Below are 23,776 nucleotides of genomic sequence, written 5' to 3'. Positions count from 1 at the left end.
GGCTTCTACACTGCACTTCTGAAAAGCAGATAAAGGAGCCTGCCTCACGCACCGAGTTTTACACTTAACTATAAGTTACTATGAAAACATTCGACCAGAAATCTATTATTATCACGGGGGCTGCTATGGGTCTGGGGCTGGCGGCAGCAAAGGAGCTCGCAAGTCAGGGGGCGAACCTAACCTTAATGGACTTCAACAAAGAGCAGCTTTCGGAAGCGGCCAACAACCTGACCAAAGAATTTTCTTCTTCAAAGATCATAACAGTGGTGGGCGATGAATCGAATGAGGAAGACGTTAAAAGGTATGTTTCTGAAACAGAGAAAGCTTTTGGCCGGATAGATGGCCTGTATAACAACGCTGGAATAGAAGGCAAACAGGCGCCTATGATCGAGTACGATATCAAGATGTTTAAAAAGGTGATCGACATTAACCTGATGGGCGTTTATTACGGCATGCGCTATGTAATTCCGGTTATGCAGAAGCAGAAGTATGGCCGTATTGTAAATGTGGCATCGGTGGGTGGTATACGGGGTGTGCTGAACCAGGTAGCCTATGTAGCCAGCAAACACGCCGTGTCGGGCATGACAAAAAACGCCGCCTTGGAATATGGCAAAGACGGCATCATAACCAATGCCATTGCCCCAGGCGCCATCCTTACGCCTATGGTTGCCGAAGCCTTTAGAGAAGTAAACCCCAAAGACCCCAAAGCTGCCGAGGCCGACTATGCCCAACACAACCCAACCAGGCGCCTGGGCCTACCCGAAGAAGTAGCTAAAGTAGTAGCCTTTCTGTTAAGTGAGGCGGCCTCTTATGTAAATGGGCAAACTATAGCAATTGATGGTGGCGAGTCAAATATGTACGGAAATCCTTAACCGGGCATCTGGAAACCAGGGTTACTAGTAGCGGTGCGGCCCTGAACCGGTGCTGGCAGGTACTTACAGGAACTACAGTTAAAGGAAAAGTAGCTGTTGTATGGGCTGCATATTATGCTTTCTATCTTGTATTAAGGCCAATAGCTAAACATACTAACTTCTTAGAACGCTATCTGGTTAAATTTGTAACTAAAAACGGGTTTACTTATAACAAACACCCGGCAACAATTGTATTTTAATCAAACTATAGCAACACTTTATGGAAGTAAATGCCACATTCTGGATTGGGTTTAATGCATTTGTACTTCTTATGCTTGCGCTCGACTTAGGTGTATTTAACCGGAAAGCACATGTCGTATCGGTAAAAGAAGCATTAACCTGGTCGGGTGTCTGGATCAGTCTTGCCTTAATTTTTAACGGGCTTATTTATTACTGGTTCGGGGAGGCTAAAGCGGTAGAATTCCTGACTGGTTACCTGATCGAGAAATCCCTGAGCATCGATAATATCTTCGTGTTCGTGCTTGTGTTTGGCTACTTCAAGATACCGGCCATTTATCAGCACAAGATCCTATTCTGGGGTATCCTGGGCGCGTTGGTCATGAGAATCATCTTTATTTTCGCCGGTGTTGCCCTTATCCAGAAATTCCACTGGAGCGTTTACATCTTCGGTATCTTCCTGATCTATACCGGCTACAAAATGTTTACCGAGAAGGGTACCGCTATAGATCCTGAAAACAACCCGGTTATAAAGTTCTTCAGACGAATAATGCCGGTAACCAATCAGTTACACGGCGATAAATTCTTTGTAAAGCAGGACGGCAAACGGTTTGCAACTCCTCTTTTCCTGGTGCTGATACTGATCGAAGCCACTGACCTTATTTTTGCAGTCGACAGTATTCCGGCCATCCTTGCCATTACCCAGGACCAGTTTATAGTTTATACCTCCAACGTGTTTGCTATTCTGGGTCTGCGTTCACTGTATTTTGCCCTTGCCCACGTCGTAGATCGCTTCGTTTACCTGTCATACGGGCTGGCCATTATACTTGTATTTGTAGGGCTAAAAATGGTAATGGTTGATATTTACAAGATCCCTACATTCATCTCCCTGCTTGTAATTGCGCTGATCCTGGTGTTTAGTGTGGTGCTATCTTTCCTGAAAACCAGAAAGGAAAACAAGATAAACGGCCAGGAGAATCAGAACCTTTAAGATTACCTTTTGATATAGATCTGGCAGCAGCGTAACCCATAGTTATAGTTGCTGCCAGATTTTTTATTGCCATTAACTATAGTTTAGCAGGCGGCTATAGAATGCCATCAACTGAAACTGTCATCTCGACAAAAGGAGAGATCTATTTAAAACACCCCGGTATAGCTTAATTAGATTTCTCACACTGTTCGAAATGACAACATAGGAAAGGCTGCCTTTAAACTAATGGGCGCTATAGTTAATCCATAGTCGTAATGCTATAGTTTGAGCGTTGGTACAAAAGCAAAAAGCTACCGAAGTAGCTTTTTATTAATCAGGAGTAGCTATAGTTTAACTATAAAATTACCCGGCATTTGAGGTTGCTTTCAGCGCTTGCGCTACTGTTTCTTTCATAGGCGTGGTCGGGTGGCCGATAAGTTTCGATAACTGGCGGCTGTCGTCATACAGATCCCCTTTTGATGCAGACACATCCCAGCCGGCAATAGCATGTGCCAGTCCTTCCGGTAAGCCGAAGCCGGCAAGCGCGGTTGCATAATCTGTTTCAGGCAGGTTTTTGTAAGGTATGTCTTTTCCGGTTTGGCGGGAGATTTCTGCAGCCAAGTCGCTGAGCGTGTAGGCTTCGTCGCCGGCCAGTTCGTAAATTTTGCCCTCGTGGCCTTCTCCGGTCAACACAGCAACTGCCGCATCAGCAAAGTCTTCGCGCGAGGCAGATGAGATTTTGCCTTCACCTGCACTACCTATAAGAGCACCACCGGCAAGTGCACCTGGTATAGAGCCTGCATAGTTTTCGGTGTACCAGCCGTTTCTGAGGATAGTGTGCGGAATACCGGATTTTTTCAGCTCTGCTTCTGTGTGGCGATGCTCTTCTGCCAGGCTCAGCGACGACGTATCAGCGTGCAGCAGGCTGGTATAGACGATCCATTTAACGCCTGCTTTTTTTGCTGCTTCAATTACATTGTGGTGCTGCGTGGCACGTTGCCCTACTTCACTCGATGAGATCAGCAGCAGCGTGTCTATGCCTTCCAGTGCCTTGTTTAGCGTTTCTGGTTTTGTGTAATCGGCTTCGCGCACGGTTACGCCTAAGTCTGCACCCTTTTGCTGCAAGCGTGCAAGTGCTACTATGTTATCTGCCGATACTTTATTTTTGAGCTTGCTAACCACAAGACGGCCAAGTTGCCCGGTGGCTCCGGTTATTCCTATCTTCATGTTGTTTACTAAATTTAGGTTGTCGATTTATTGATTACGATATTCTTAAACAACAGGCAACCGCCGGGAAGGTTATCAAACTATAGTTAGTAGCCCTATACCAGCGATAGAGTAATTGTGCTATAGTTGGCAGCATGGTTTCCCGAAAACCTTCTTACCTTTCCGCTGTTCTTAAAACCACACGTATAACCAGAAAACAGCACAACTATAGATTATGAAAATAGCGAAAGACCCATCCGATTACAACGTACTTACCCCGGAAGAAGCCCGCATTATAGTTAACAAAGGAACAGAATACCCGGGCACCGGCGAATACTATACGAACAAAGCTGAAGGCGTGTATTTATGCCGTCGCTGCAATGCCCCGCTTTATACTTCAGAATACAAGTTTGAGTCGAGCTGTGGCTGGCCAAGTTTTGATGACGAGATAAGCGGTGCCGTAAAACGCGTTCCCGATGCAGATGGACGCCGTACCGAAATTGTGTGTGCCAACTGCGGCGGTCACCTGGGCCATGTGTTCGAAGGCGAGTATCTTACACCAAAGAACATCCGTCACTGCGTAAATTCGCTTTCGATGAAGTTTGTGCCGGTGGAAGACCTGGAGAAGGAAGATTAGTTTCTGTTAACGTAGATCATCTCCCTGCCCCCTTCCAAGGGGGACATTCAGCAATGCGTAATTCACATTTTTAGTTTGACGTTAGTAGACAAAGTCTCCCTTGGAAGGGGGCAGGGGGATGACAGCTTTTGCAGATAAATTAAATGACATTCGTACGCAATCAGAAGATAGATTTGACAGGAAACGAGCGAGGGCTTTATACTTGCTCCGGTTGCGGACAGGTTTTGTTTGAAGCGAGTGCTAAATTTGAAGTTGGCTCCGGTTTCCCGAGTTTCTGGAAGCAGGTAGGGGAGAATGTACGGCAAAACCCCTTACACACGTATGGCCGGGAGCGTATACAGCTGTTATGCAGCCAATGCGAGCAGCACCTGGGCCATTTGTTTGATGATAACCGTACACCAACCAACGTGCGCTACTGCATAAATGCCGATGCGCTGAAGTATAAACTATAGCTTACTTAAGAAAACAGATAAATGGAAATAGCAACGTTCGGGAATGGATGTTTCTGGTGCACAGAGGCAGTTTTTCAACAATTAAAAGGTGTGGAAAAAGTAGAATCGGGCTATGCAGGCGGCCATGTGGAAAACCCAACCTATGAGCAGGTTTGCACCGCTACAACCGGCCACGCAGAGGTGTTACAGATAACCTACGATCCACAACAGATCAGTTATGAAGAGCTACTGCGCGTGTTCTGGGAAACCCACGACCCAACCACTTTAAATCGTCAGGGTAACGACGTTGGTCCGCAGTACCGTTCGGTCATATTCTACCACAACGAGGAGCAAAAGCAGCTGGCCGAAAACTATAAACTGGCTTTAGACGAATCCGGCGCTTTTGATGACCCGATCGTGACAACTATAGAACCGTTCACCAACTATTACCCAGCCGAAAAGTACCACCAGAACTACTTCCTGAGAAACGGTAGCCAGCCCTACTGCGCGTTTGTAGTGCGCCCCAAAGTTGACAAGTTCCGGAAAGTATTTAAAGACAAACTGAAGCCGGAGTATAGTTGATCGTGTTTAATATATTGTGTTTGGTGTTTCGTTTTGCTAATGTATTTTTGAATTAACACGAAACCCAATACACGAACTATAGTCATTAATCATTCTACATTAGTCATCCCACTTGGACAGCTACTTTAAGAAGCGCTACAACAGTTTTAAGTTTGCCTTACAGGGTCTGAACTCGGCTGTGCGGTCGGAGCCGCACATGCGCCTGCACGTGTTGTCAGCTATTGGAGTTATAGTTGCCGGTCTCCTGTTTGATGTTACTGCAACAGAATGGTGCCTGCTGGCCGGGAGTATAGGCCTGGTTATTACAGCCGAGATCTTTAACACCGCCATCGAAACACTTACCAACCTGGTATCACCACATCACAACCCGCTTGCCGGCAAAACCAAAGACCTGGCCGCGGCAGCTGTTCTGGTGGCCGCCATCACGGCAGCTATAGTTGGGCTCCTCATTTTCACCCCTTACGTGCTGGACCTGGTAAATGCCGGGTAGCCAACTATAGCCGTTAAACACCTTTAGCTATAGTTTATGCGTACTTCTTTATTCAGAATTAAAATGGTTACCTTTGCAGCCGCTTCAAAAAAACGGATATGTATACAACACTGACCCGCATCATACCTATAGTTTTGTTCTGCATGGCTGTATCCTGCAAACCAACTGCTACGCCGGAAACAACAAATGCGCAGGTTCCCTGGTTAACCGACCTGATACAGCAACTGGAAAAGGAAGCACCCGCTAACCCACCCGCTAAAATTTACAGCTATACTTATAACGGCCAGCAAGTATATTACCTGACCAGCCGCTGCTGCGATATTCCTTCTAAACTGTTTGATAACGATGGCAACCAGCTTTGCGAACCGGATGGCGGCATAACAGGCAGGGGAGATGGCCGCTGCGCAGACTTTTTTGAGAAGCGCACAAACGAAACGATAATTTGGGAAGATAAACGCGAAAGCTAATTTAGAAATGACAGGAAACGACGTATTAAAGAACTTATCAGAATATAACATCTGGGCAAACCAGACCATGCTGGATGTTTTCAGCAGCTTACCGAGCGTACCAAACAATGCTGCCCGCCTGATGAGCCATGCCCTGAACGCACAGGCCATCTGGATCGCCCGCATCACCGGCACAACAAGCCCGGTTAAAGTATGGCAGGAGCATAACCTGGAGCAGTTAAAAGAACTTCACAAAAGCGCCTCTTACAAAATTGCCGAGTTGGTGGCCAACTCTGATGAGGCCGAATTTAACCGCCTGATAGATTATACTAACAGCCAGGGCAACAAGTACAGCACCCGTGTACTCGATATTTTAACGCATGCTTTTAACCATGCTACTTACCACCGCGCCCAGGTTGCCACCGACCTGCGCAAAAACGGCCACACGCCACCAAACACCGATTATGTGACCTACGTGCGTGAGCTGATGGGCCAGGTATACTAAGAGTGAATAAGACAATAGACAATCAATATTCAACCCACCCCTAACCCCTCCGAGGAGGGGAATTGCTCTTTAAGCTATCATTCAGCTATAGTTATATAGTTACTGCAAATACTATCTATGAAACTATAATTTCTTAAACTGCAAGATAATCATTCCCCTCCCTGGAGGCAGGGCCGTTAAGTTCTAGCAAATTCTCCCCTTGAGGGGAGCGCAGAGGGGTGTTTGCATTAGCGGGTGAATTTAAAACTGGCTAACAATTGGCATTTTGGCCCTGAATAACACCCCTATAATCCCCTCAAGGGGATAGTTCTCGGCAGAACTTAACGGCCCTGCCTCCCTGGAGGGGTAAGGGGTGGGTTAAAACCTCACAATAAATACAACTATAGGCAAACGAACTATAGTTACTACAAATAAAAAGGAGCTCCAGAAAGAGCTCCTTTTTACATGGGGGTTCACAAATTAATTCATTTAAAATCTTCCGGACTTAGCCGAAGAAGTTTATTTACTCAGGCAGTTGCACTGTGCCTAAGTCTTTAATCGCATCCTGCGATACAACTATGTCAGTAAGTGTCGTGTCGTGCGCGGCGGCTTCGGTATAAAATTTAACCGTGTAAGAACCGGCAGGTACACCTTTGATCATAAAATCACCGGCTTCGTTAGCAAAACCACCCAGCGTGTCATTAGCAGATGAGATAACGTAGATGCCTGGCTTATATTCGGCAGGGGCTACTTTACCTTTAATGCCACCAGCCACAGCCTGCGAAATCACACGGATAACCGGCTTCAGGTTATAACCGCCGTTGCCTTTTGCCACGACCGATTTAGCAGCATCAAAGTCCAGCAGCATTACATAAGTTACATCTTCTTCCAAAGTTGCATTTACTGATAATTTAACGCCTGATGTCTGGCCGCTTGGCGTTTTAAGATCGATCACTTCGCCACTTTTCAGCTTTACTGTGTTCTCGTCGCCAAGTATAAGTCTGATCTGAGAGATAGAACCTGCAGGCAGTTCTGCGCTTGCAAGCAGTGTGTCTTTTCCGTTGGCAAAATCAAGCAGGTTATAGATACCCGGATGAATTTCATCCAGTGTTATCCAGCCTTCCTCACCATCTGTGTTTTCTCTGTTTACCTGCACCGATACAACTTCTACATTCACTTCTTCATAGTCGCCGGGTGCATCGGTCATGCGTACCTGCAGTTTAGAAGTGCCGCTGCCGTCTGTATCAGAATCGCTGTCGCATGAGCTAAAGCCAAAAGTAAGAGCTCCTAAAAGGAAAGGAATAATCAGTTTTCTTTTCATAATTATTGTATTTAAAAGTTACAGCTCAAATATCTGATACAAAGATGAAGACAACATGAAGATCTGAAATAGTCTATCTTTTATATCCGAATATTTGTTGTTCGGTAATGCTACGTTAGCATTTGTTGGGTTAGAACGCTGATAACCGCAGGAAATTACGTAAGCCTATATATGAAAGATGCCTAAAGCAGCTACTTCAGGCATCTTTCTTCAAATACAACAATTATATATTATAGCATTGCTATAAATTGCATTATTTTGCACCTGTTTTAGTGGTGTCAGTAGGTGTAGGCTTGGGTGCCGGTTTGGTTTTTGGCTTCAGAAAATCATTAATCTTGTCGGTTGCCTGCTTCTTAATGTTCAGTTCAGCTTCCTTTCGTTTCTTTTCCAGTTCCAGGCGGGCTTTCTGTTCAGCTTCCAGTTTCCTTCTGTTCAGTTCGTTCCGGATGCTGTCTTCTGCCAGTTGTTTGCGTTGGTCCAGTTTTAGTTTGGCATCGTTCAGCTTGCTTTGCACTGCCTCTTTAACCAGGTTAGCTGCCTGCTCTTTTACGCTTCCGCCAGCTAAACTTACCCGTGGGTCAGCAAGGGTACCACCAATTTTCAGGTTCAGGGTTACACGCTCTGCTGCTTTTAACTGGTTTCCGCCAACTATACCGGCCAGTCGCGAATTTAATTCCTGGCCTACTTTACCGGTTGGCACGTTCAGGGCAGTTACATAATCAATTTGCCCGTTCACGTTGTTGCTACCTCCAACGGTCATCTGCATATCGCCTATCTTCATATCGAAAGGTTTAATAACCAGGCTACCGTCTATGATCTGGGCATCTATCATTTTATTTTCCACTACAAAATTCTTCAACTGCTCCAGGTGCGTCAGGGTACTTATCTGCTGCACAATCTTCACATCGCGCACAGCAGCTTTTAAAACCTTAATTATACCTTCACCATCCATGGTCTTAAATACCGGGGTCATGTCCGGGGCCATTTCACCGGCAAAGTTGAACTTGGTATTAAAGGTACCATCCAGCAAACCAGCAATTGGTGCTATGGCTTTAATCGTATTAAAAGCATTAAAGGCCTGCCGGAAATTCAGGTTCTGGATATCCAGGTTCATATCGAACAAGGGCTTAGAGATGTCGGTGGTGTTGTAAGTACCGCTGGTAGCAAACGTCGCGCCCAGTGTGTTAAAGGTAACCTTATCTAGCTTGGCTACTTTATCTTTAACCAGCACGCGGCCATTAATGTTGTTCAGCTTCAGGTTATCATAAAGCACTTGCTTGGCATTTACATTTAAGGTGATGTCTAAATTTGCCGGTACTTCTACTACACCTTCGGCTTCCGGAGTAGCTGCTACCGGTTCGCCGGTTTCTTCTACCATCCACTCGTTCACGTTAAAGTTGTTGGAGCTCAGGTTAAAGTTACCGCGCAGGCTCTGGTTATCGGCTAAGGCATAGCCCAGGTAGTTCGAGATGCTGCCGTTTGCCTGAATATCGCTTTTGCCAAGGTAGCCGCTCATGTCCTTCAGCTCTATGCGCTCGTTGTTAAACACAGCGTTGGCTTTACTGATTTTTATACCCTGCGGCAAATCGGTGCTCACAAAGTTAAGGTTGCTTATAGCCATAGTTCCGTTTGCCGAGATGTTGTTATACTTCTCCGCTTCCACATCGCTTAGTTTGCCTTTAGCCGCCACATTCGCATTTATTCTACCCGAAACGGTCATTCCTTCCTGTGGGAAAATCTTGGTCAGTTTGGTCAGGTCTAGGATACCTTTAATATCGAAATCGAAAGCCGGCTTATCTATACCTGCAATTAAGGCTCTACCCGAAAGTGGTTCCCCATCCAGGGTCATGTTAAAGCGCTCTACATTAATGCGGGTATCATCGGTGTTGCCGGTTTTGTTCAGGATGTTGGTTACCATGTTCAGGTTCTCAATCGGAGCCGGGAAATCCTTGGACTTTACATACCCATTGGTCAGGCGCATGTCGGCATCAATAACAGGCATACTCGTTTTAGAATAAACACCTTTCGCATCGGCATCAACCTTTAATAAACCACGCAGCGTCATTCCTTCAATCGGGAACACTTTGGTCATTTCGGTCAGGTCTATACTTGCTTTTACATTACCGTCTACCTTCATCGGCTCCAGGCCTTCAACCAGCATTTTGGCATCTACAGGGTTTTTGCCCAGGTCCAGGTGCAACTGGCGTACATTAACTATAGTGTTGTTCGGATTGCCATCTTTGTTATCGATGCGCATATCTACGTTAATGTTACGGGCAGCCTGTGGCAGGTCAGGGTATTTAAAGAAACCGTTGATGATCTTCAGCTCTGTACCAAAGCCTGGCATCAGGGTATCGATCATGCGGCCTTTAAAATAACCATCAAAGCTCAGCTTACCTTCCGTTTTAATATCCTTGAACTGCTCGGTATACATACCCGGCACCACCGACAGCACATTTTTGAAATCAGTTTCGGTAGCTTTAAAGGTCAGGTCAAAGTCCATAGCCTCGTCGGGCATAAGTATAGTTCCGGCAAACTGGAAAGGCAGCTCGTTTAGCCTGATATTGTTATCCTTAAAAGTATAAAGCGATTTAGCTAGATCCATTGCCATAGTTACATCAGCATCCAGCTTTCCGTTCTCTATATAGTTTACGCCATCGTAGGTCATGGTAAAGCGGTCTGAGGTGGTCTGCGACTTCATATCAAACACGTCTTTGGCAAAATCGCCGGAGCCGGTATGGTTTACGTTATAGGCAGCCATGCCAAACGGAATGCTCAGGTCATCATAAAAAAGCGTACCGTTGGTTACTTCCCACTTCTTAATGGCAATAGCAAAGTCGCTGGCAGTGGTATCCGTTGGGGTAGGAGCGGCCGTGTCAGGCTTCATAATGTCCCAGTTGGCTTTGCCGCTCTTTAAAACTATAAGCCTGATCTTTGGCTCGTCCATCGTTACGGAGTTAATCTCCAGTTCGTCGCCGGCAATCACGCTCATCAGGTCAAGGCCCATTCTAAAAGACGGAACCTGTGCCAGGGTGTCGGTTGCAAAAGAATCAATCCCAACTATAGCCAGGTTCTCTACACCCAGCGACACATCCGGGAAATCGCGGAACAGCGACAGGCTTACATCATCGGTCTGATAGAGTACGTTGGCATTAATATTTTTTGCGATCTCTTTGTCGAGGGTTTGTTTGATTTTATCTTTGAACAGAACAGGCACTAACGCTGCTACAGCCAGCAACACCGCCAGAAAGACAAAGAAGCCAATAACTACTTTTTTCATATCGGGATAGGTAAGGGTATCTTATTAATAATGTGTATACTGTAAAGGTATAGCCAAAACTATGCAAAAGTTTAAAGGCAAAGTATAGCAACGCATAATTTTTCGGTTTTTGCCTGTTCTGATCAACTATAAAGTATGTTTTTAAAAAAGCGGTTCGTTTGTATAGTAGCCTGCCTGTGGTGCTTTGTGGCATCTGCACAGGATGTGCATTTCTCGCAGCAATACGCTAACCGCCTATACCTAAACCCTGCTTTTGCCGGTTTAAACCACGACTGGAGCGTGAGCATAAACCATCGCACCCAATGGCCTGCACTAAACGGAGCCTTTGTTACCAACCAGTTAGCAGCCGATTTATTGCTCCCGAATACAAAAAGTGCAATTAGTTTGGTGCTGCAGCAGGACAAGGCCGGCATTGGCGGATTACAAAAACTGGCTGCCTCAGCAGGCTATGCTTACCACACACCTTTAACCAATAATTTGGCTTTGTCAGCAGGCTTGCAAACTACTGTGGCCCGCCTAAGTATAAACTATAACAACCTTGTTTTCGGCGATCAGCTCAGCGACAACGGGCAGGTAGCTGTTACTTCAGCAGAAGCAAACTCCTTTGAGCCAACAAATTATGTTAGCTTTACTACCGGTGCTTTACTATATACCAACCAACTATGGCTGGGCCTTTCGGCAGCGCATTTAAACAAGCCTGCTTACGGCTTCGGAGAAAAAACTTCGTTACCAATACGCTTTACGGCAAACACGGGCTACAAATTTTACGTTAGCAGCTACCGAACCAACGACAGGGCAGCAGCGTTCAGCATTTCCCCGACGGCTACGTTTACACATCAGAAAAATTTTAATCGGCTGGATGCGGGCTTATACACTAATTATTCTCCTGTTTCGTTAGGATTATTATATAAAGGAGTACCGTTAACTGGCGGCACAAACAATGAAAAAGCACTTGCCGTAATAGCAGGGCTGCAGCTAAACCAGGTAAAAGTGGGCTTTAGCCACGACGTTGGAATAAGCGATTTTTACCGGCAAAGCGGAGGGGCCACCGAAATTTCTATCATTTTTGAACGACTTGATACAAATAAAGTGTTCCGAAGCCGCTCGCGGTCAAAAATAAGCCAAGGCATTGTTTGTCCGGCATTCTAATTTTAATTATAATTGCACATTAAATTACGTTACAAGAACCTTATCTAAATTGGGTGCTATTTTATGAAATTTGCTAAGTATTTATCGGCTGTAGTTATGGGAGGCTTGCTTCTCACTGCCTGCAATAGAGGAGGACAGCCTACCAGCACAAACCCGGGAGACTACAGCTCCGCCACAGGTATAGAATATGGCGAAGATGAAAAAGCTTTCGCTGTAGAGGATTACGCTGATATTCAGGGTGGTCCGGGATTGATTTTTATTGAAGGTGGCCGTACTGTGCTAGGTTCTATGGAAGAAGACGTTGCTATGACGCGCGACAATATCGAGCGTACAGTAACGGTAGCATCTTTCTATATGGATGAAACTGAAGTAGCTAATATTCACTGGCTGGAGTACCTGCACTACATTAAGCAGGATTCGGTGCCGGAAGTATACCAGGCTGCCTTACCAGATACAACTGTTTGGTCGCGTCAGCTTTCTTTCAACGACCCTTATGTAACATATTACCTGCGTTACCCTGGTTTCCGCTTTTTCCCGGTAGTAGGTGTAAGCTGGTTACAGGCTAACAACTATGCCATCTGGCGTACAGCCAAGGTTAATGAAAACCTGGCTAAAGAAGCTGAAGGCGGTGGTGGCAGAAGAGGCCTTTTTGGCCGAAAGAAAGGTGGCGAAGAAGCTGCACCTGCTGAAGGCGCAAAACCATCTATCGAGTCGGGCTACGTGCTTCCGAACTATCGTCTCCCAACAGAGGCGGAGTGGGAATATGCTGCACAGGCGATGATCGGTACACAATATTCTGAAGACGAAAACCAGAACAACCGCAGACTTTACCCTTGGGATGGCCACCAGGTACGTAACCCGTATGGCAGACAAATGGGTAAGTTTATGGCTAACTTTAAGCGTGGCCGTGGTGACTATGCCGGTATTGCCGGTGCCCTGAACGACGGTGCGATGATCACAGATTATATCTATGCTTACCCACCAAACGACTTCGGTCTGTATAACATGGCTGGTAACGTAAACGAATGGGTGCAAGACGTTTACCGTCCGCTTTCTTTTGAAGACGTTGAAGACCTGAACCCATTCCGTAGAGATGGTTTCCTGGATGAGAAAGAGAACTATGCTAACTCAGATGCAAGAGACTTCCACTCCCTGATCAACGATGAGGTTCGCGTTTACAAAGGCGGTTCCTGGAAAGACGTTGCTTACTGGTTATCTCCGGGCACACGTCGTTTCATGACGCAGGATTCATCAACTGCAACTATCGGTTTCCGTTGCGCTATGATCAATGCTGGTTCAAACCACTAAGAAGTAATTCAAACCAAACTATAGTTTTAAAGCCCGGACCAACATCCGGGCTTTATTCTTTATACATATCCCATGAAAGAAGAAACTACTGAACACGTACAGATTATCTTTAAAAGTTTTAGCGACCTGCTGGAACAGGAAATAGAAGAACCACTCTGGGCTTTTGTGCTGGATAAGGAAAACCGCCTTTACCAGATCGATAGTATTCCGTTCTATACTTCGTTGATAGCTTCTAACGATATTGTGTTTGCTGATATAGACCCGGAAACAAAACAGCTGGTTTACCAGAAAACAGTTAGCTACAGTGGACACTCAACTATACAAGTTGTGATGAGCGATGAAACTATAGCTATGGACGATATACGTGATATTTTTAGTAAGATGCGTTGCGTGTCGGAAGTAGTGAACGATGACTTTTTTGTAATGGATATTCCGGATGATGTAGACTATAAGCAGGTAAAAACCGAACTGGACAAACTGGAAGGGGAAGAGAAGATAGAATACGCCGAGCCTAGTTTATCTGACGTGCACCGTAAACAAACGGAAGGATAATTTGGACAACCAGACAAAGGACTTGATGACATAAGACTAAAGTGTCCTCGCTCGCGTCCCGTGAGTGTGAGTTACCAGTGGCGTCCCACCACGTTCCTTGGCAAGTATAATAAGTAAACTATAGCACAAAGCGGCCGGAGTCCGCAAAATAGCTTACACTCGCGGGACGCAAGCGAGGGCATCGGACAAAAACTATAGTTTAAGCGGCAGCTATAGTTGCGATACTTACTTCGGAGGCTCCGGCGGCTAATAACGTAACAGCACAGGCTTCCAGGGTAGCTCCGGTTGTCAGCACATCATCAACTATAAGTATACGTTTGCCTTTTACCTGTTCGGGTTTGGTAACTTCAAAAACCTGCTCCACGTTTTGCCAGCGACTCAATCTGTTTTTTTGTGTTTGGGTAGTGGTGTTTATAGTTCTTTTCAATACATCTGCTTTTGTAGGTACGCTCATAGCGGAAGCTAAACCCACCGCAAAATGCTCCGACTGGTTATAGCCGCGCTTCCGAAGTTTTAGTTTGTGCAGGGGCACCGGAACTATAAGATCAAACTGGTCGTGATACTGATATTCCTGTAATATGCTTCCATACCGTTGCCCTAAATGCTCGCCAAGGTCTTTTGCTCCTTTATACTTTAGTTGGTGCAGCAACCGTTGCACACGCCCCTTCGAGCGGAAGTATAAATAAGAGAACGCAAACCTTACCGGCACCTTGCCCCAAAATCTGCGTTGCAACGGGTTTAGCTCTGTTGCCCCATGCTCATGAAAGTCTGTGTAGGGGAGCTTTATGTTGCAATCGGTACAGATAAATTGCTCGCCCCTGACCAACACTTTATTACAGGCAAAGCAACTTTCCGGGAAAAATAGCGCAAGCAGGTCCTGAAACATAGTAGGGGCTTAGTGGTTAAGGTATTGTTATTTTTTTGCCGTAATTTTATACTTATACTTAAGCTTTTTCAGCTAATTAAATTTCAACAATGAGTCAAATAGAAGAATTCAACGAATATCGCTCGCGCATGAACGAGCGCATCATGTCATACGACAATAAAGTGATCAAGCGTTTCTTTAACTTAGATACCAACACATACGCAGAAGGAGCACTTGATGTAAAAACCAAAGAAATGCTGGGCCTGGTTGCCTCTATGGTGCTGCGCTGCGACGACTGCATTAAATACCACTTAGGCAAAAGCTTTGAAGAAGGCGTTACCGATGAAGAAGTATTCGAGGTTTTCTCCATCGCTAACCTGGTAGGCGGCTCCATCGTGATCCCGCACTTTAGAAGGGCTGTAGAATACTGGGAAGAACTGAAAGCGCAAAAAGCTTAATTGTGTAATGGTTGCACGGTTAAATTGTTGAACTCCAAAGTATAAAACCATTTAACAATTTAGCCATGCAGCAATTTAACTTATGATAGAAGAATCAGATAACTTAGAACATAGATGGACGCAGCTTCGGGCTTTTATGATGAAGCAATTCGGGAAAAAGCCTGACCTAAACACCATCCTTTTCCTAATCGGTATACAGGAGCTCGGCAAAGGCATTACTGATTTTACCAAAGAAGAAAAGCAGGACCTGATGCACATCGCCACTTGTAAGGTTTTCAGCTTGTCGGGGTATTACGAACTGGAAAAGATTGACGAAGATGGCTGGCCTCATTACCGCGCTGTAAAACCAATTCCGTTTGCCAACCTTAAAGAGCAGGAAAAAATGCTGAAATGGCATATTCTGGAATATTTTACCCAAGCAGATCAACTTTAAAATTTTCGACAAAGGATTTTCCTGATGAAAGACAAAGAACTATAGTTAAGGGTCTTTTGTCATTAAGTCCATTGTCATCTAGTCAAAGATTTAAATGAAGATTATTACTTACAACGTTAACGGCATTCGCGCCGCCATTAGCAAGGGTTTTCAGGATTGGGTAAAAGCGGCGAACCCTGATGTGCTGTGCCTGCAGGAGATAAAAGCTTGCGAAGACAAATTTGACCGTGCTGTTTTTGAAGACCTTGGTTACAACGTGTACCTGCACCCGGCTGTTAAGAAAGGCTATAGTGGTGTGGCTATACTTTCAAAATCTAAACCAAACCATGTAGAGATTGGCTGCGGTATGGATTGCTATGATAATGAAGGCCGTGTAATTCGTGCAGACTACGACGATTATTCGGTGATGAGCGTATACATGCCTTCCGGCTCGAGCGGGGAGGAGCGTCAGGGTTTTAAGTTTCAGTGGATGGATGACTTTTATGGGTACATGGGCGACCTGAAGCAAACGCTGCCCGGCCTTATAGTTAGCGGCGATTATAATATCTGCCATCAACCCATCGATATCCATAACCCGAAATCGAATGCCAAGAGCTCGGGCTTTTTACCGGAAGAGCGTAACTGGCTCAGCAAATTTATTGATAGCGGTTTTACAGATACGTTCAGGCATTTTAACAAAGAGCCGCACAACTATACCTGGTGGAGTTATCGCGCCGGCGCACGCACCAAGAACCTGGGCTGGCGTATTGATTACAACATGGCAACTACTAACCTGAGTGACAGGCTAAAACGGTCGGCTATACTTACCGAAGCCAAACATTCTGATCACTGCCCGGTATTACTGGAAATAGACTGAGGCACATACCAAAGTACCTGACTTTATAGTTATATGTAGAGCACCTGATTATCAATCTTATAGTTTCATATACAGATAATTAGGTGCTCTTGCTTTATCTATAGCTGTAACCGCTCAAATTCGTTAGCGTTATAGTAACAACTACCTATGAGAGAACAGGATGCACTTACCCAACTGATGCATCAGCTGCAGGCGTTCAAGAAGAAATTCTACCTGAACCTGTTGCTGCGGGGCAGCTTATTTGCTGTCGGCCTGTTACTTTCCATTTATATCATCTATAGTTTACTCGAGTACCTCTTTTACTTTCCGCAGGCAGTCCGGGCTATACTTCTCTTCTCTTTTATAGGCATTATCATCTACGCTTTCGTGCGCTGGATCGCCATGCCTGTTGCAGCTCTCACCAATTTAAGCAAGATTTTGTCCGATGAGCAGGCAGCCTTACGTGTTGGTAGTTATTACCCCGAAATAAAAGATAAATTACTGAATGCCATACAATTAAACAATCTAGACAGAACAAACGAACTTATCGCGGCAAGTATAAACCAACGCACAGGACAGTTGCTGCATTTCCGGTTTAAAGATGCCGTTACCTATAAAGAGAATAAGCCTATAGTTAAGTATGTGGCTTTGCCAGCTGTTATTGCTCTATTAATTGCATTGGTATATCCATCTATTTTTGTGCAGGGCACAGAGCGCATCATCCACTATAAGAAATTTTATGCACCCATAGCGCCATTCACTTTCGAGATTAAGAACAGCGAGCTGCAGACATTTAGAGGTGAGGATTTTGAACTGAAAGTGGCTATAGAAGGGGAGGCTATACCCAAAGAAGTATACATTAACTATAACGGTCGCCGGCAATTGTTACAGAAAGCTGCTGGCAACAACTATACTTATACGTTCAAACAACCACTTAAACCAATCGATTTCGAACTGGAAGGCTCTGGGTTTATGTCGGATACCTATACTTTAGATTTGATCTCAAGACCCATACTAAAAGACTTTGAACTACAGGTTACTTACCCCGCATACCTGAACCGCAAACCCGAAAAGATAGAAAACACGGGCAATGCTACTGTGCCGGAGGGGAGTAGGATCACGTGGAACTTTAAAGCCGCTGAAACTGAAAGTATAAAACTAACTTTCGATAATCCGACACAGCAACTGCAAGCCTCAAAAAACGACGAAAACTTTACTACCAGTAAGAAGATAAACGAAAGCCAGAACTATAGCATACAGCTCAAAAACAACTATAGCGCTAACAAAGAGGATATTAAATACCAGATTTCTGCTATTACAGATAAACATCCACAGATCTCTTTAGAGCAATTTAAGGATACAGCCCTCTATACTTTCCTGGTATTAGGTGGTAACGTTTCTGATGACTATGGTTTGTCTCGCCTAGCAATTCATTACAAAGTAAGTAAGCCAGCTAACCCGAAAGCTGGATATAAAACTATAGCTCTGCCTTTAACGCCTCGCCAGGTTAGCCAGGCATATTATTACCAATGGAATACAGCCGCACTTAACATGCAGCCTGGCGATAAGCTCGAGTACTTTGTGCAGGTTTGGGATAATGATGGCATACACGGTCCAAAAAATGCCCGCACCCGCACCTTCGAGTTAAAAGTACCAACCAAACGCGACCTGGAAAAAGAACTGAACAATAATGCGCAATCTGTAGGTAGTCAGATCAGTAAATCGCTTGAGAGAGCCAACAAACTGCAGGAAGAATTAGCTAAGTCTGAAGAAAAAATGAAGACCAAGCGCGACCTTAACTGGCAAGATAAAAAACAACTGGAAGACCTGGTAGAGAAGAAAAAGCAACTGGAGCAGGACTTGGCCGCCATGAAAGAAATGTTTGATGAGCTGAATCAAAAACAGAATATGCTCAGCGAACAGGACAAGCAACTGGCCGGAAAAGCGCAGGAACTGCAAAAACTAATGAACGACCTGCTTGACCCGGAAACCAAGAAACTATACGAAGAACTGGAGAAGCTACTACAGGAGAAACAAGCAAACGACCCTGAATTGCAAAAACTGCTAAGCAAACTAGACAATCGCGAAAAGAACCTGGAGCGCGAACTGGAGCGAGCATTAGAGCTATTCAAGCAGCTACAATTTGAGCAAAAGCTGGACAACATTACAGATAAGCTAGAAGACATGGCCCAGGAACAGGAGAAGCTAGCTCAAAAAACGGATCAGAAGCAGGAGGACAACAAGCAGTTGCAGCAGGAGCAGAAAGAACTGCAGGAGCAGTTCGAGGAAGTGAAGAAGCAAATGGACGAACTGAAAGACCTGAACGATAAACTGGAAAACCCGAACTCGATGGATGAACAGCAGCAGGAGCAGGGTGAGCAGCAGATAGATCAGGAAATGCAGAAAAGCCAGGACCAGCTACAGAAGCAGCAAAATAAAAAAGCCAGCGAAAGTCAGCAGAAAGCCGGACAGCAAATGAAGCAGATGGCCAAGCAAATGGACCAGATGATGAACTCCATGAGTATGGCCGGCATGCAGCAAAACCTGGATCATCTTCGCGACATACTGGAAAACCTGATCAAACTGTCATTCGATCAGGAAGCGGTTATGAAATCTTTCAGAAGTGTGAACCAGAGCGACCCACGCTTTATAGCGCTCTCGCAGGAGCAGCTTAACCTGCGCGACAATGCCAAGGTAATTGAAGACAGCCTTTTCTCGCTAGCTAAAAAGGTATTCCAGATACAGTCTTTCGTGACCCGCGAAGTAGCCACCATGAACCAGAGTATGGACAACAGCATGCGCGAACTTCGTGACCGAAATGTAGGTAAGGCCACCGCGCAACAACAACTTGCCATGACAAGTATGAACAACCTGGCGCTGATGCTGAACGATGCCCTGAAGCAAATGCAGCAGGCCATGCAGAATATGCAGGGCGGAATGGCCGGAAAACAGAAGGGAAATCAAAAAAAACCGGGTGGTTTAGGCGAAATGCAGGACGCTTTGAATAAAAAAATAGAAGATTTGAAAAAAGGTGGCAAAACAGGTAAGGCACTGTCTGAAGAATTAGCTAAATTAGCTGCTGAGCAGGAGGCTCTCCGAAACGCCCTTCGTGAAATGGAGAAACAAGGCACCAAACCCGGCGAAAATGGTAAACAGGGCGAACTCGGAAATATTAGCAAGATGATGGAACAAAGCGAAACTGATCTCGTTAATAAACGTTTGACCGAACAAACGATTATGCGGCAACGCGAGATCCTGACCCGCTTATTACAGGCTGAGAAGTCGATGAAGGAACGGGAGCTTGATAATAAACGGGAAGCTAAAACGGCACAGGATATAGCACGTAAACTTCCACCATCGTTTGAGAAGTACCTGAAAGCAAAACAAAAGCAAACTGAATTACTTAAAACTATACCTCCTGCTTTGTCGCCGTACTATAAGCAAAAGGTAAACGAGTATTTTCAGAGCACTAAATTTTAGAAAAGCACCTAATAGTTTACATACCTAAGATTAATATGAATCAAGTTAAAATTCAGATTCCTTCCTTAATCGAAAACATCCGCGTAATTGAAAGTTTTATAGACAACTCAAAGGAAGAATTCGAGTTTGAAGATGATATTTATGGCAACATTATGGTTGCTGTGACAGAGTCTGTGAATAACGCTATCCGACACGGAAACAAGTTTGATAAAGACAAAAACGTTTACCTTACCCTACAGGTAGAAGACAACCAATTGTTGTTTGAAGTAGAAGACGAAGGTCCGGGCTTTGACTATGAGAACCTTCCGGACCCAACTGCTCCTGAGAACCTGGAGAACCCAGGTGGCCGTGGTATTTTCCTGATGCGCAACCTTTGCGACGAAGTAAACTTCTTTGATCAGGGTAAAAAAGTACAGTTGAAATTTAACATCGATATGCCACAGAATGGATCATCCAATTGAGTTTTATAGCGAAGACATAGAATTTTCGTTATCGAACCCGGAGCAAGTAGCTGATTGGATTGCATCTATTATTGAGCAACATAATTTTGAGCTGGCTGGTTTAACTTACATTTTCTGTTCTGATGATTACCTGCACCAGATAAATGTAGAATATTTAGACCACGACACACTCACAGATATTATCACTTTTGACAATGCCGACGAAGAAGGCGTAGTTGAAAGTGATATTTTTGTTAGCATTGATCGGGTTCGCGATAACGCCCAAACTTTAGGAATACCTTTCGAGGACGAACTTCACCGCGTCCTTATTCATGGTGTACTTCATTTGCTTGGTTTTAAAGATAAGACCAATGAGCAGGAAGCACTTATGCGTAAACAAGAAGATTCTTGCTTATCTTTGCGTAAATTTTAATCGCAAAAAGGAATTACCAATCTCTTGTTGATGTTTCACGTGAAACATCTCTAATTTCAGAAATACATGTTTCCAGAATACGATATTATAGTTGTAGGAGCAGGCCACGCAGGTTGCGAGGCCGCTGCTGCTGCTGCAAAAATGGGTTCAAAGGTGCTGCTAGCAACCATGAACATGAACACGATTGCGCAAATGTCGTGCAACCCAGCAATGGGTGGTGTGGCAAAAGGGCAGATTGTTCGTGAAGTTGATGCACTAGGTGGTATGAGTGGTATCATTACCGACCAGACCATGATTCAGTTCAGAATGCTGAACAAATCAAAAGGCCCAGCTATGTGGAGTCCACGTGCGCAAAGCGACCGCATGCGTTTTGCCGAAGCCTGGCGCCTGACACTAGAGCAAACTGAGAATGTTGACTTCTGGCAGGAGATGGTGACAGGTATAGAAGTAGAGCAGGGAAGAGCAGTTGGAGTACGCACAAGCCTGGGGATAACTATACGTGGAAAAGCTGTTGTTTTAACGAATGGCACATTTTTGAATGGTATTATCCACATCGGTGAACGCCAGTTAGGTGGTGGCCGCGCAGCTGAAAAATCAGCAAAAGGGTTGACTGAACAATTGGTTGAATTGGGTTTTGAAGCTGGCCGCATGAAGACCGGAACACCACCGCGTGTAGATGGCCGCTCGCTTGACTATAGCCGAATGGAGGAACAGTTCGGAGATGAGAACCCATCTAAATTCTCTTACACCGAAACTACTCCGCTTGCCCAGCAACGCAGCTGCTACATAACCTATACCAATTCTGAAGTACACGAGATCCTGAAAACTGGTTTCGAAAAGTCTCCGATGTTCCAGGGACGTATTCAGGGATTAGGCCCGCGCTATTGCCCAAGTATAGAAGATAAGATTAACCGCTTTGCTGACCGCGACCGCCACCAGATATTTGTGGAGCCGGAAGGATGGAGCACTGTGGAAGTCTATGTAAATGGTTTCTCGAGCTCGTTACCAGAGGATGTGCAATTAAAAGCGCTGCGTAAAATCGTAGGCTTCGAAAATGCCAAAATGTTCCGTCCGGGTTATGCAATCGAGTACGACTTTTTCCCACCGACCCAACTCAACCTGACATTAGAGACCAAGCTGGTAGAGAACCTATACTTTGCAGGCCAGATAAACGGGACTACCGGTTACGAAGAAGCAGCTTGCCAGGGATTGATGGCAGGTATAAATGCTCATAATAAGATTAATAACAAGGAGCCATTAATACTGAAAAGATCAGAAGCTTACATCGGCGTATTAATTGATGACCTTGTAAATAAAGGTACAGAAGAGCCATACCGTATGTTCACTTCAAGAGCAGAGCACCGCATTCTGTTACGCCAGGACAACGCCGATATCCGACTAACAAAGCTGGGTTATGAACTTGGTTTAGCTGATGAAAGCCGGTTAAAAGCTGTGGAAAAGAAGATAGAGGAAACAGCCGAAATCATCGCTTACTTAAATAATAAGCCAATCGAGCCGGGAGATATCAACAGTAAGTTGGAGGAGCTAGGTTCTGCACCGATCATAGAAAAGCAGCGAGCCGGCCAATTGATCAAGCGTCCGAACATAGAGATCCAACATATAGCAGAAGCTATACCATCTGTTAGAGAATATTTAAGTAAGTTTAAAGTTGATAGTATAGAGCAGGCCGAAATAGCAGTGAAGTATGAAAGCTATATTGAAAAAGAACATACGATGGCTGCGAAGATGGGCGAACTCGAAAACTATATCATAAAAGACAAGATCAATTACCGTAACATACCTGCTTTATCAGCAGAAGCAAAAGAAAAACTATTTAAGGTGCAGCCAGAAACTATAGGCCAGGCATCCAGAATAAGTGGCGTTTCTCCGGCTGATATTTCAGTATTGATGGTATACTTAGGCAAATAAATGAGCTACGAAAGACTGGAGCACTGCCCGATATGTGGCAAAGAAGAATTCAAAAACTTTTTAGTAGTAACAGATAACTCGGTTTCAAAGGAGAGCTTTGTAATTGTAGAGTGTGAGAACTGTACATTCAAGTTTACAAATCCGCGCCCGGATGTAGAAAGTATAGGAAGTTATTACGAATCCGAAGACTATATTTCACACAGCAACACTAAAACCGGAATTATAAACAGGGCTTACCATGTGGTACGCTCTATTACTACCAAGCAGAAAGTTGAATTGATAAACCGATATGCTCCGGGCAAAGGAAGTATATTGGATTATGGTTGTGGAACTGGTGTATTTCTAACGGCTTGCAGAAAAGATGGATGGAATGTACAGGGGATAGAACCGAACGATAAAGCCCGTGAAATGGCAGCTGCATCTGTGGGGATAACTATAGCTACAAACATAGCAGAACTGGCAAATAGCAAGTTTAACGTAATAACGCTTTGGCATGTACTAGAACATATCCACACGCTGAATGAAACTATAAGCCAACTGATCTCGCATCTAACGGAAGATGGTGTTCTTATAATTGCGGTGCCAAATGCAGACTCGCACGACGCAAAAGAGTATAAGGAGAACTGGGCAGCATATGATGTGCCACGCCACCTGTATCATTTTACGCAGCCAACCATGAAGCGCTTTTTAAAGAAGCATAAAATGCAACTGGAGGAAGTGCTGCCCATGAAGTTTGATGCGTACTATGTAAGCATGCTGAGCGAAAAGCATAAAGAAGGTAAAACTAAAATGATCAGCAGTGTAGTAAATGGTTTTAAATCGAATAGCTATGCAGAGAAAAATGGCAACGATTACTCCAGTCTGATATTTGTAGCTAAAAGAAAATAAGTATAAAAAGAACCTAACGATATGGTGGAAAAGGCAAGCGAAAGTTTGCCTCTTTTCATTTAAAAGGCCTG

23 protein-coding genes are annotated in these 23,776 nt (G+C 44.8%); 19 read left to right on the top strand and 4 right to left on the bottom strand.

All coding sequences use genetic code 11. The features are described from left to right. The first annotated feature begins 80 nt into the window (after positions 1-80). Together GWO68_RS03040 and GWO68_RS03035 are read left to right on the top strand one after the other, a co-directional pair. Positions 81-872, top strand: coding sequence for a glucose 1-dehydrogenase (locus GWO68_RS03040; protein ID WP_162344934.1), 792 nt, complete (start codon positions 81-83; stop codon positions 870-872). A gap of 259 nt (positions 873-1,131) precedes the next feature. Then, entirely contained in the window at positions 1,132-2,079 is a 948-nt protein-coding gene (locus GWO68_RS03035) for a TerC family protein (RefSeq protein ID WP_162344933.1), read from the top strand. 342 nt (positions 2,080-2,421) lie between these two features. Here the strand turns inward: GWO68_RS03035 and GWO68_RS03030 are convergent, their stop codons facing one another. Beyond that, the gene (locus GWO68_RS03030) at positions 2,422-3,285 is read right to left on the bottom strand and encodes an SDR family oxidoreductase (protein ID WP_162344932.1); all 864 of its coding nucleotides are present in this window, start codon (positions 3,283-3,285) and stop codon (positions 2,422-2,424) included. Positions 3,286-3,499: 214 nt separating this feature from the next. Here GWO68_RS03030 and GWO68_RS03025 point away from each other — a divergent pair, with 214 nt between their 5' ends. The 6 genes from GWO68_RS03025 to GWO68_RS03000 all read left to right on the top strand — a co-directional run bounded on the left by GWO68_RS03025 (position 3,500) and on the right by GWO68_RS03000 (position 6,355). Beyond that, positions 3,500-3,901 carry a methionine-R-sulfoxide reductase gene (locus GWO68_RS03025; RefSeq protein WP_162344931.1) on the top strand — a complete coding sequence of 134 codons (402 nt, stop codon included), beginning with the start codon at positions 3,500-3,502 and terminating at the stop codon, positions 3,899-3,901. 143 nt (positions 3,902-4,044) lie between these two features. Further along, a complete protein-coding gene (locus tag GWO68_RS03020; RefSeq protein ID WP_162344930.1) occupies positions 4,045-4,353 on the top strand; it encodes a peptide-methionine (R)-S-oxide reductase in 309 nt (102 codons plus the stop codon). Positions 4,354-4,374: 21 nt separating this feature from the next. Beyond that, positions 4,375-4,914 (top strand): peptide-methionine (S)-S-oxide reductase MsrA, encoded by a 540-nt coding sequence (msrA, locus tag GWO68_RS03015; RefSeq protein WP_162344929.1) that lies wholly within the window; start codon positions 4,375-4,377, stop codon positions 4,912-4,914. 112 nt (positions 4,915-5,026) lie between these two features. Beyond that, positions 5,027-5,404 carry a diacylglycerol kinase gene (locus GWO68_RS03010; protein WP_162344928.1) on the top strand — a complete coding sequence of 126 codons (378 nt, stop codon included), beginning with the start codon at positions 5,027-5,029 and terminating at the stop codon, positions 5,402-5,404. Positions 5,405-5,502: 98 nt separating this feature from the next. Further along, positions 5,503-5,871 (top strand): DUF6970 domain-containing protein, encoded by a 369-nt coding sequence (locus tag GWO68_RS03005; RefSeq protein WP_235941918.1) that lies wholly within the window; start codon positions 5,503-5,505, stop codon positions 5,869-5,871. Between the two features lie 7 nt (positions 5,872-5,878). Beyond that, positions 5,879-6,355: a DinB family protein gene (locus GWO68_RS03000; RefSeq protein WP_162344927.1), complete on the top strand. Its 477-nt coding sequence runs from the start codon at positions 5,879-5,881 to the stop codon at positions 6,353-6,355. A gap of 502 nt (positions 6,356-6,857) precedes the next feature. Here GWO68_RS03000 and GWO68_RS02995 read toward each other — a convergent pair. Together GWO68_RS02995 and GWO68_RS02990 are read right to left on the bottom strand one after the other, a co-directional pair. After that, a complete protein-coding gene (locus tag GWO68_RS02995) occupies positions 6,858-7,655 on the bottom strand; it encodes a DUF4382 domain-containing protein (protein WP_162344926.1) in 798 nt (265 codons plus the stop codon). 253 nt (positions 7,656-7,908) lie between these two features. Beyond that, entirely contained in the window at positions 7,909-10,935 is a 3,027-nt protein-coding gene (locus tag GWO68_RS02990) for an AsmA-like C-terminal region-containing protein (protein WP_162344925.1), read from the bottom strand. A 135-nt stretch (positions 10,936-11,070) separates the two neighbouring features. On the opposite strand from GWO68_RS02990, the gene GWO68_RS02985 reads away from it, so the two are divergent. The 3 genes from GWO68_RS02985 to GWO68_RS02975 all read left to right on the top strand — a co-directional run bounded on the left by GWO68_RS02985 (position 11,071) and on the right by GWO68_RS02975 (position 13,944). Continuing rightward, a complete protein-coding gene (locus GWO68_RS02985; RefSeq protein ID WP_162344924.1) occupies positions 11,071-12,084 on the top strand; it encodes a PorP/SprF family type IX secretion system membrane protein in 1,014 nt (337 codons plus the stop codon). 63 nt (positions 12,085-12,147) lie between these two features. After that, entirely contained in the window at positions 12,148-13,392 is a 1,245-nt protein-coding gene (gldJ, locus tag GWO68_RS02980) for a gliding motility lipoprotein GldJ (RefSeq protein ID WP_162344923.1), read from the top strand. A gap of 72 nt (positions 13,393-13,464) precedes the next feature. Beyond that, on the top strand, positions 13,465-13,944 hold the full coding sequence (locus GWO68_RS02975) for a DUF4265 domain-containing protein (RefSeq protein ID WP_162344922.1): 480 nt from the start codon (positions 13,465-13,467) through the stop codon (positions 13,942-13,944). A gap of 199 nt (positions 13,945-14,143) precedes the next feature. On the opposite strand, the gene GWO68_RS02970 is transcribed toward GWO68_RS02975, so the two are convergent. After that, positions 14,144-14,830, bottom strand: coding sequence for a ComF family protein (locus GWO68_RS02970; RefSeq protein ID WP_235941917.1), 687 nt, complete (start codon positions 14,828-14,830; stop codon positions 14,144-14,146). A gap of 89 nt (positions 14,831-14,919) precedes the next feature. Between GWO68_RS02970 and GWO68_RS02965 the strand changes: the two genes are divergently transcribed. From GWO68_RS02965 to GWO68_RS02930, 8 genes are all read left to right on the top strand, one after another. Further along, positions 14,920-15,267 (top strand): carboxymuconolactone decarboxylase family protein, encoded by a 348-nt coding sequence (locus GWO68_RS02965; protein WP_162344921.1) that lies wholly within the window; start codon positions 14,920-14,922, stop codon positions 15,265-15,267. 82 nt (positions 15,268-15,349) lie between these two features. Next, positions 15,350-15,700: a hypothetical protein gene (locus GWO68_RS02960; protein WP_162344920.1), complete on the top strand. Its 351-nt coding sequence runs from the start codon at positions 15,350-15,352 to the stop codon at positions 15,698-15,700. A gap of 94 nt (positions 15,701-15,794) precedes the next feature. Further along, positions 15,795-16,556 carry an exodeoxyribonuclease III gene (locus tag GWO68_RS02955; RefSeq protein ID WP_162344919.1) on the top strand — a complete coding sequence of 254 codons (762 nt, stop codon included), beginning with the start codon at positions 15,795-15,797 and terminating at the stop codon, positions 16,554-16,556. Between the two features lie 147 nt (positions 16,557-16,703). Further along, positions 16,704-20,015 carry a DUF4175 family protein gene (locus GWO68_RS02950; protein WP_162344918.1) on the top strand — a complete coding sequence of 1,104 codons (3,312 nt, stop codon included), beginning with the start codon at positions 16,704-16,706 and terminating at the stop codon, positions 20,013-20,015. 35 nt (positions 20,016-20,050) lie between these two features. Further along, entirely contained in the window at positions 20,051-20,476 is a 426-nt protein-coding gene (locus GWO68_RS02945; RefSeq protein WP_162344917.1) for an ATP-binding protein, read from the top strand. Beyond that, entirely contained in the window at positions 20,460-20,888 is a 429-nt protein-coding gene (gene ybeY / locus GWO68_RS02940; protein WP_162344916.1) for an rRNA maturation RNase YbeY, read from the top strand. Before GWO68_RS02945 ends, ybeY begins: the two co-directional genes overlap by 17 nt. Positions 20,889-20,954: 66 nt before the next feature. Beyond that, on the top strand, positions 20,955-22,817 hold the full coding sequence (mnmG, locus tag GWO68_RS02935) for a tRNA uridine-5-carboxymethylaminomethyl(34) synthesis enzyme MnmG (protein WP_162344915.1): 1,863 nt from the start codon (positions 20,955-20,957) through the stop codon (positions 22,815-22,817). Then, entirely contained in the window at positions 22,818-23,705 is an 888-nt protein-coding gene (locus GWO68_RS02930; RefSeq protein ID WP_162344914.1) for a class I SAM-dependent methyltransferase, read from the top strand. Positions 23,706-23,776: the final 71 nt, after the last annotated feature.

The organism is Pontibacter fetidus (genome assembly GCF_010119545.1).
In the GTDB taxonomy this organism is placed as follows: Bacteria; Bacteroidota; Bacteroidia; order Cytophagales; family Hymenobacteraceae; genus Pontibacter; species Pontibacter fetidus.
Note: the sequence above shows the minus strand (reverse complement) of the source record. Positions and strands in the feature narration are given on the sequence as shown.

Bases quoted from the DNA above. Each gene is read 5' to 3' on its own strand.
- gldJ (WP_162344923.1), top strand. From the start codon at position 12,148: ATGAAATTTGCTAAGTATTTATCGGCTGTAGTTATGGGAGGCTTGCTT.
- GWO68_RS03040 (WP_162344934.1), top strand. From the start codon at position 81: ATGAAAACATTCGACCAGAAATCTATTATTATCACGGGGGCTGCTATG.
- GWO68_RS02960 (WP_162344920.1), top strand. From the start codon at position 15,350: ATGATAGAAGAATCAGATAACTTAGAACATAGATGGACGCAGCTTCGG.
- GWO68_RS03030 (WP_162344932.1), bottom strand. From the start codon at position 3,285: ATGAAGATAGGAATAACCGGAGCCACCGGGCAACTTGGCCGTCTTGTG.
- GWO68_RS02965 (WP_162344921.1), top strand. From the start codon at position 14,920: ATGAGTCAAATAGAAGAATTCAACGAATATCGCTCGCGCATGAACGAG.
- GWO68_RS02955 (WP_162344919.1), top strand. From the start codon at position 15,795: ATGAAGATTATTACTTACAACGTTAACGGCATTCGCGCCGCCATTAGC.
- GWO68_RS03000 (WP_162344927.1), top strand. From the start codon at position 5,879: ATGACAGGAAACGACGTATTAAAGAACTTATCAGAATATAACATCTGG.
- GWO68_RS02995 (WP_162344926.1), bottom strand. From the start codon at position 7,655: ATGAAAAGAAAACTGATTATTCCTTTCCTTTTAGGAGCTCTTACTTTT.
- GWO68_RS03025 (WP_162344931.1), top strand. From the start codon at position 3,500: ATGAAAATAGCGAAAGACCCATCCGATTACAACGTACTTACCCCGGAA.
- GWO68_RS02930 (WP_162344914.1), top strand. From the start codon at position 22,818: ATGAGCTACGAAAGACTGGAGCACTGCCCGATATGTGGCAAAGAAGAA.
- GWO68_RS02945 (WP_162344917.1), top strand. From the start codon at position 20,051: ATGAATCAAGTTAAAATTCAGATTCCTTCCTTAATCGAAAACATCCGC.
- ybeY (WP_162344916.1), top strand. From the start codon at position 20,460: ATGGATCATCCAATTGAGTTTTATAGCGAAGACATAGAATTTTCGTTA.
- GWO68_RS02970 (WP_235941917.1), bottom strand. From the start codon at position 14,830: ATGTTTCAGGACCTGCTTGCGCTATTTTTCCCGGAAAGTTGCTTTGCC.
- GWO68_RS03005 (WP_235941918.1), top strand. From the start codon at position 5,503: ATGTATACAACACTGACCCGCATCATACCTATAGTTTTGTTCTGCATG.
- GWO68_RS02975 (WP_162344922.1), top strand. From the start codon at position 13,465: ATGAAAGAAGAAACTACTGAACACGTACAGATTATCTTTAAAAGTTTT.
- GWO68_RS03035 (WP_162344933.1), top strand. From the start codon at position 1,132: ATGGAAGTAAATGCCACATTCTGGATTGGGTTTAATGCATTTGTACTT.
- msrA (WP_162344929.1), top strand. From the start codon at position 4,375: ATGGAAATAGCAACGTTCGGGAATGGATGTTTCTGGTGCACAGAGGCA.
- mnmG (WP_162344915.1), top strand. From the start codon at position 20,955: ATGTTTCCAGAATACGATATTATAGTTGTAGGAGCAGGCCACGCAGGT.
- GWO68_RS02985 (WP_162344924.1), top strand. From the start codon at position 11,071: ATGTTTTTAAAAAAGCGGTTCGTTTGTATAGTAGCCTGCCTGTGGTGC.
- GWO68_RS03020 (WP_162344930.1), top strand. From the start codon at position 4,045: ATGACATTCGTACGCAATCAGAAGATAGATTTGACAGGAAACGAGCGA.
- GWO68_RS02990 (WP_162344925.1), bottom strand. From the start codon at position 10,935: ATGAAAAAAGTAGTTATTGGCTTCTTTGTCTTTCTGGCGGTGTTGCTG.
- GWO68_RS02950 (WP_162344918.1), top strand. From the start codon at position 16,704: ATGAGAGAACAGGATGCACTTACCCAACTGATGCATCAGCTGCAGGCG.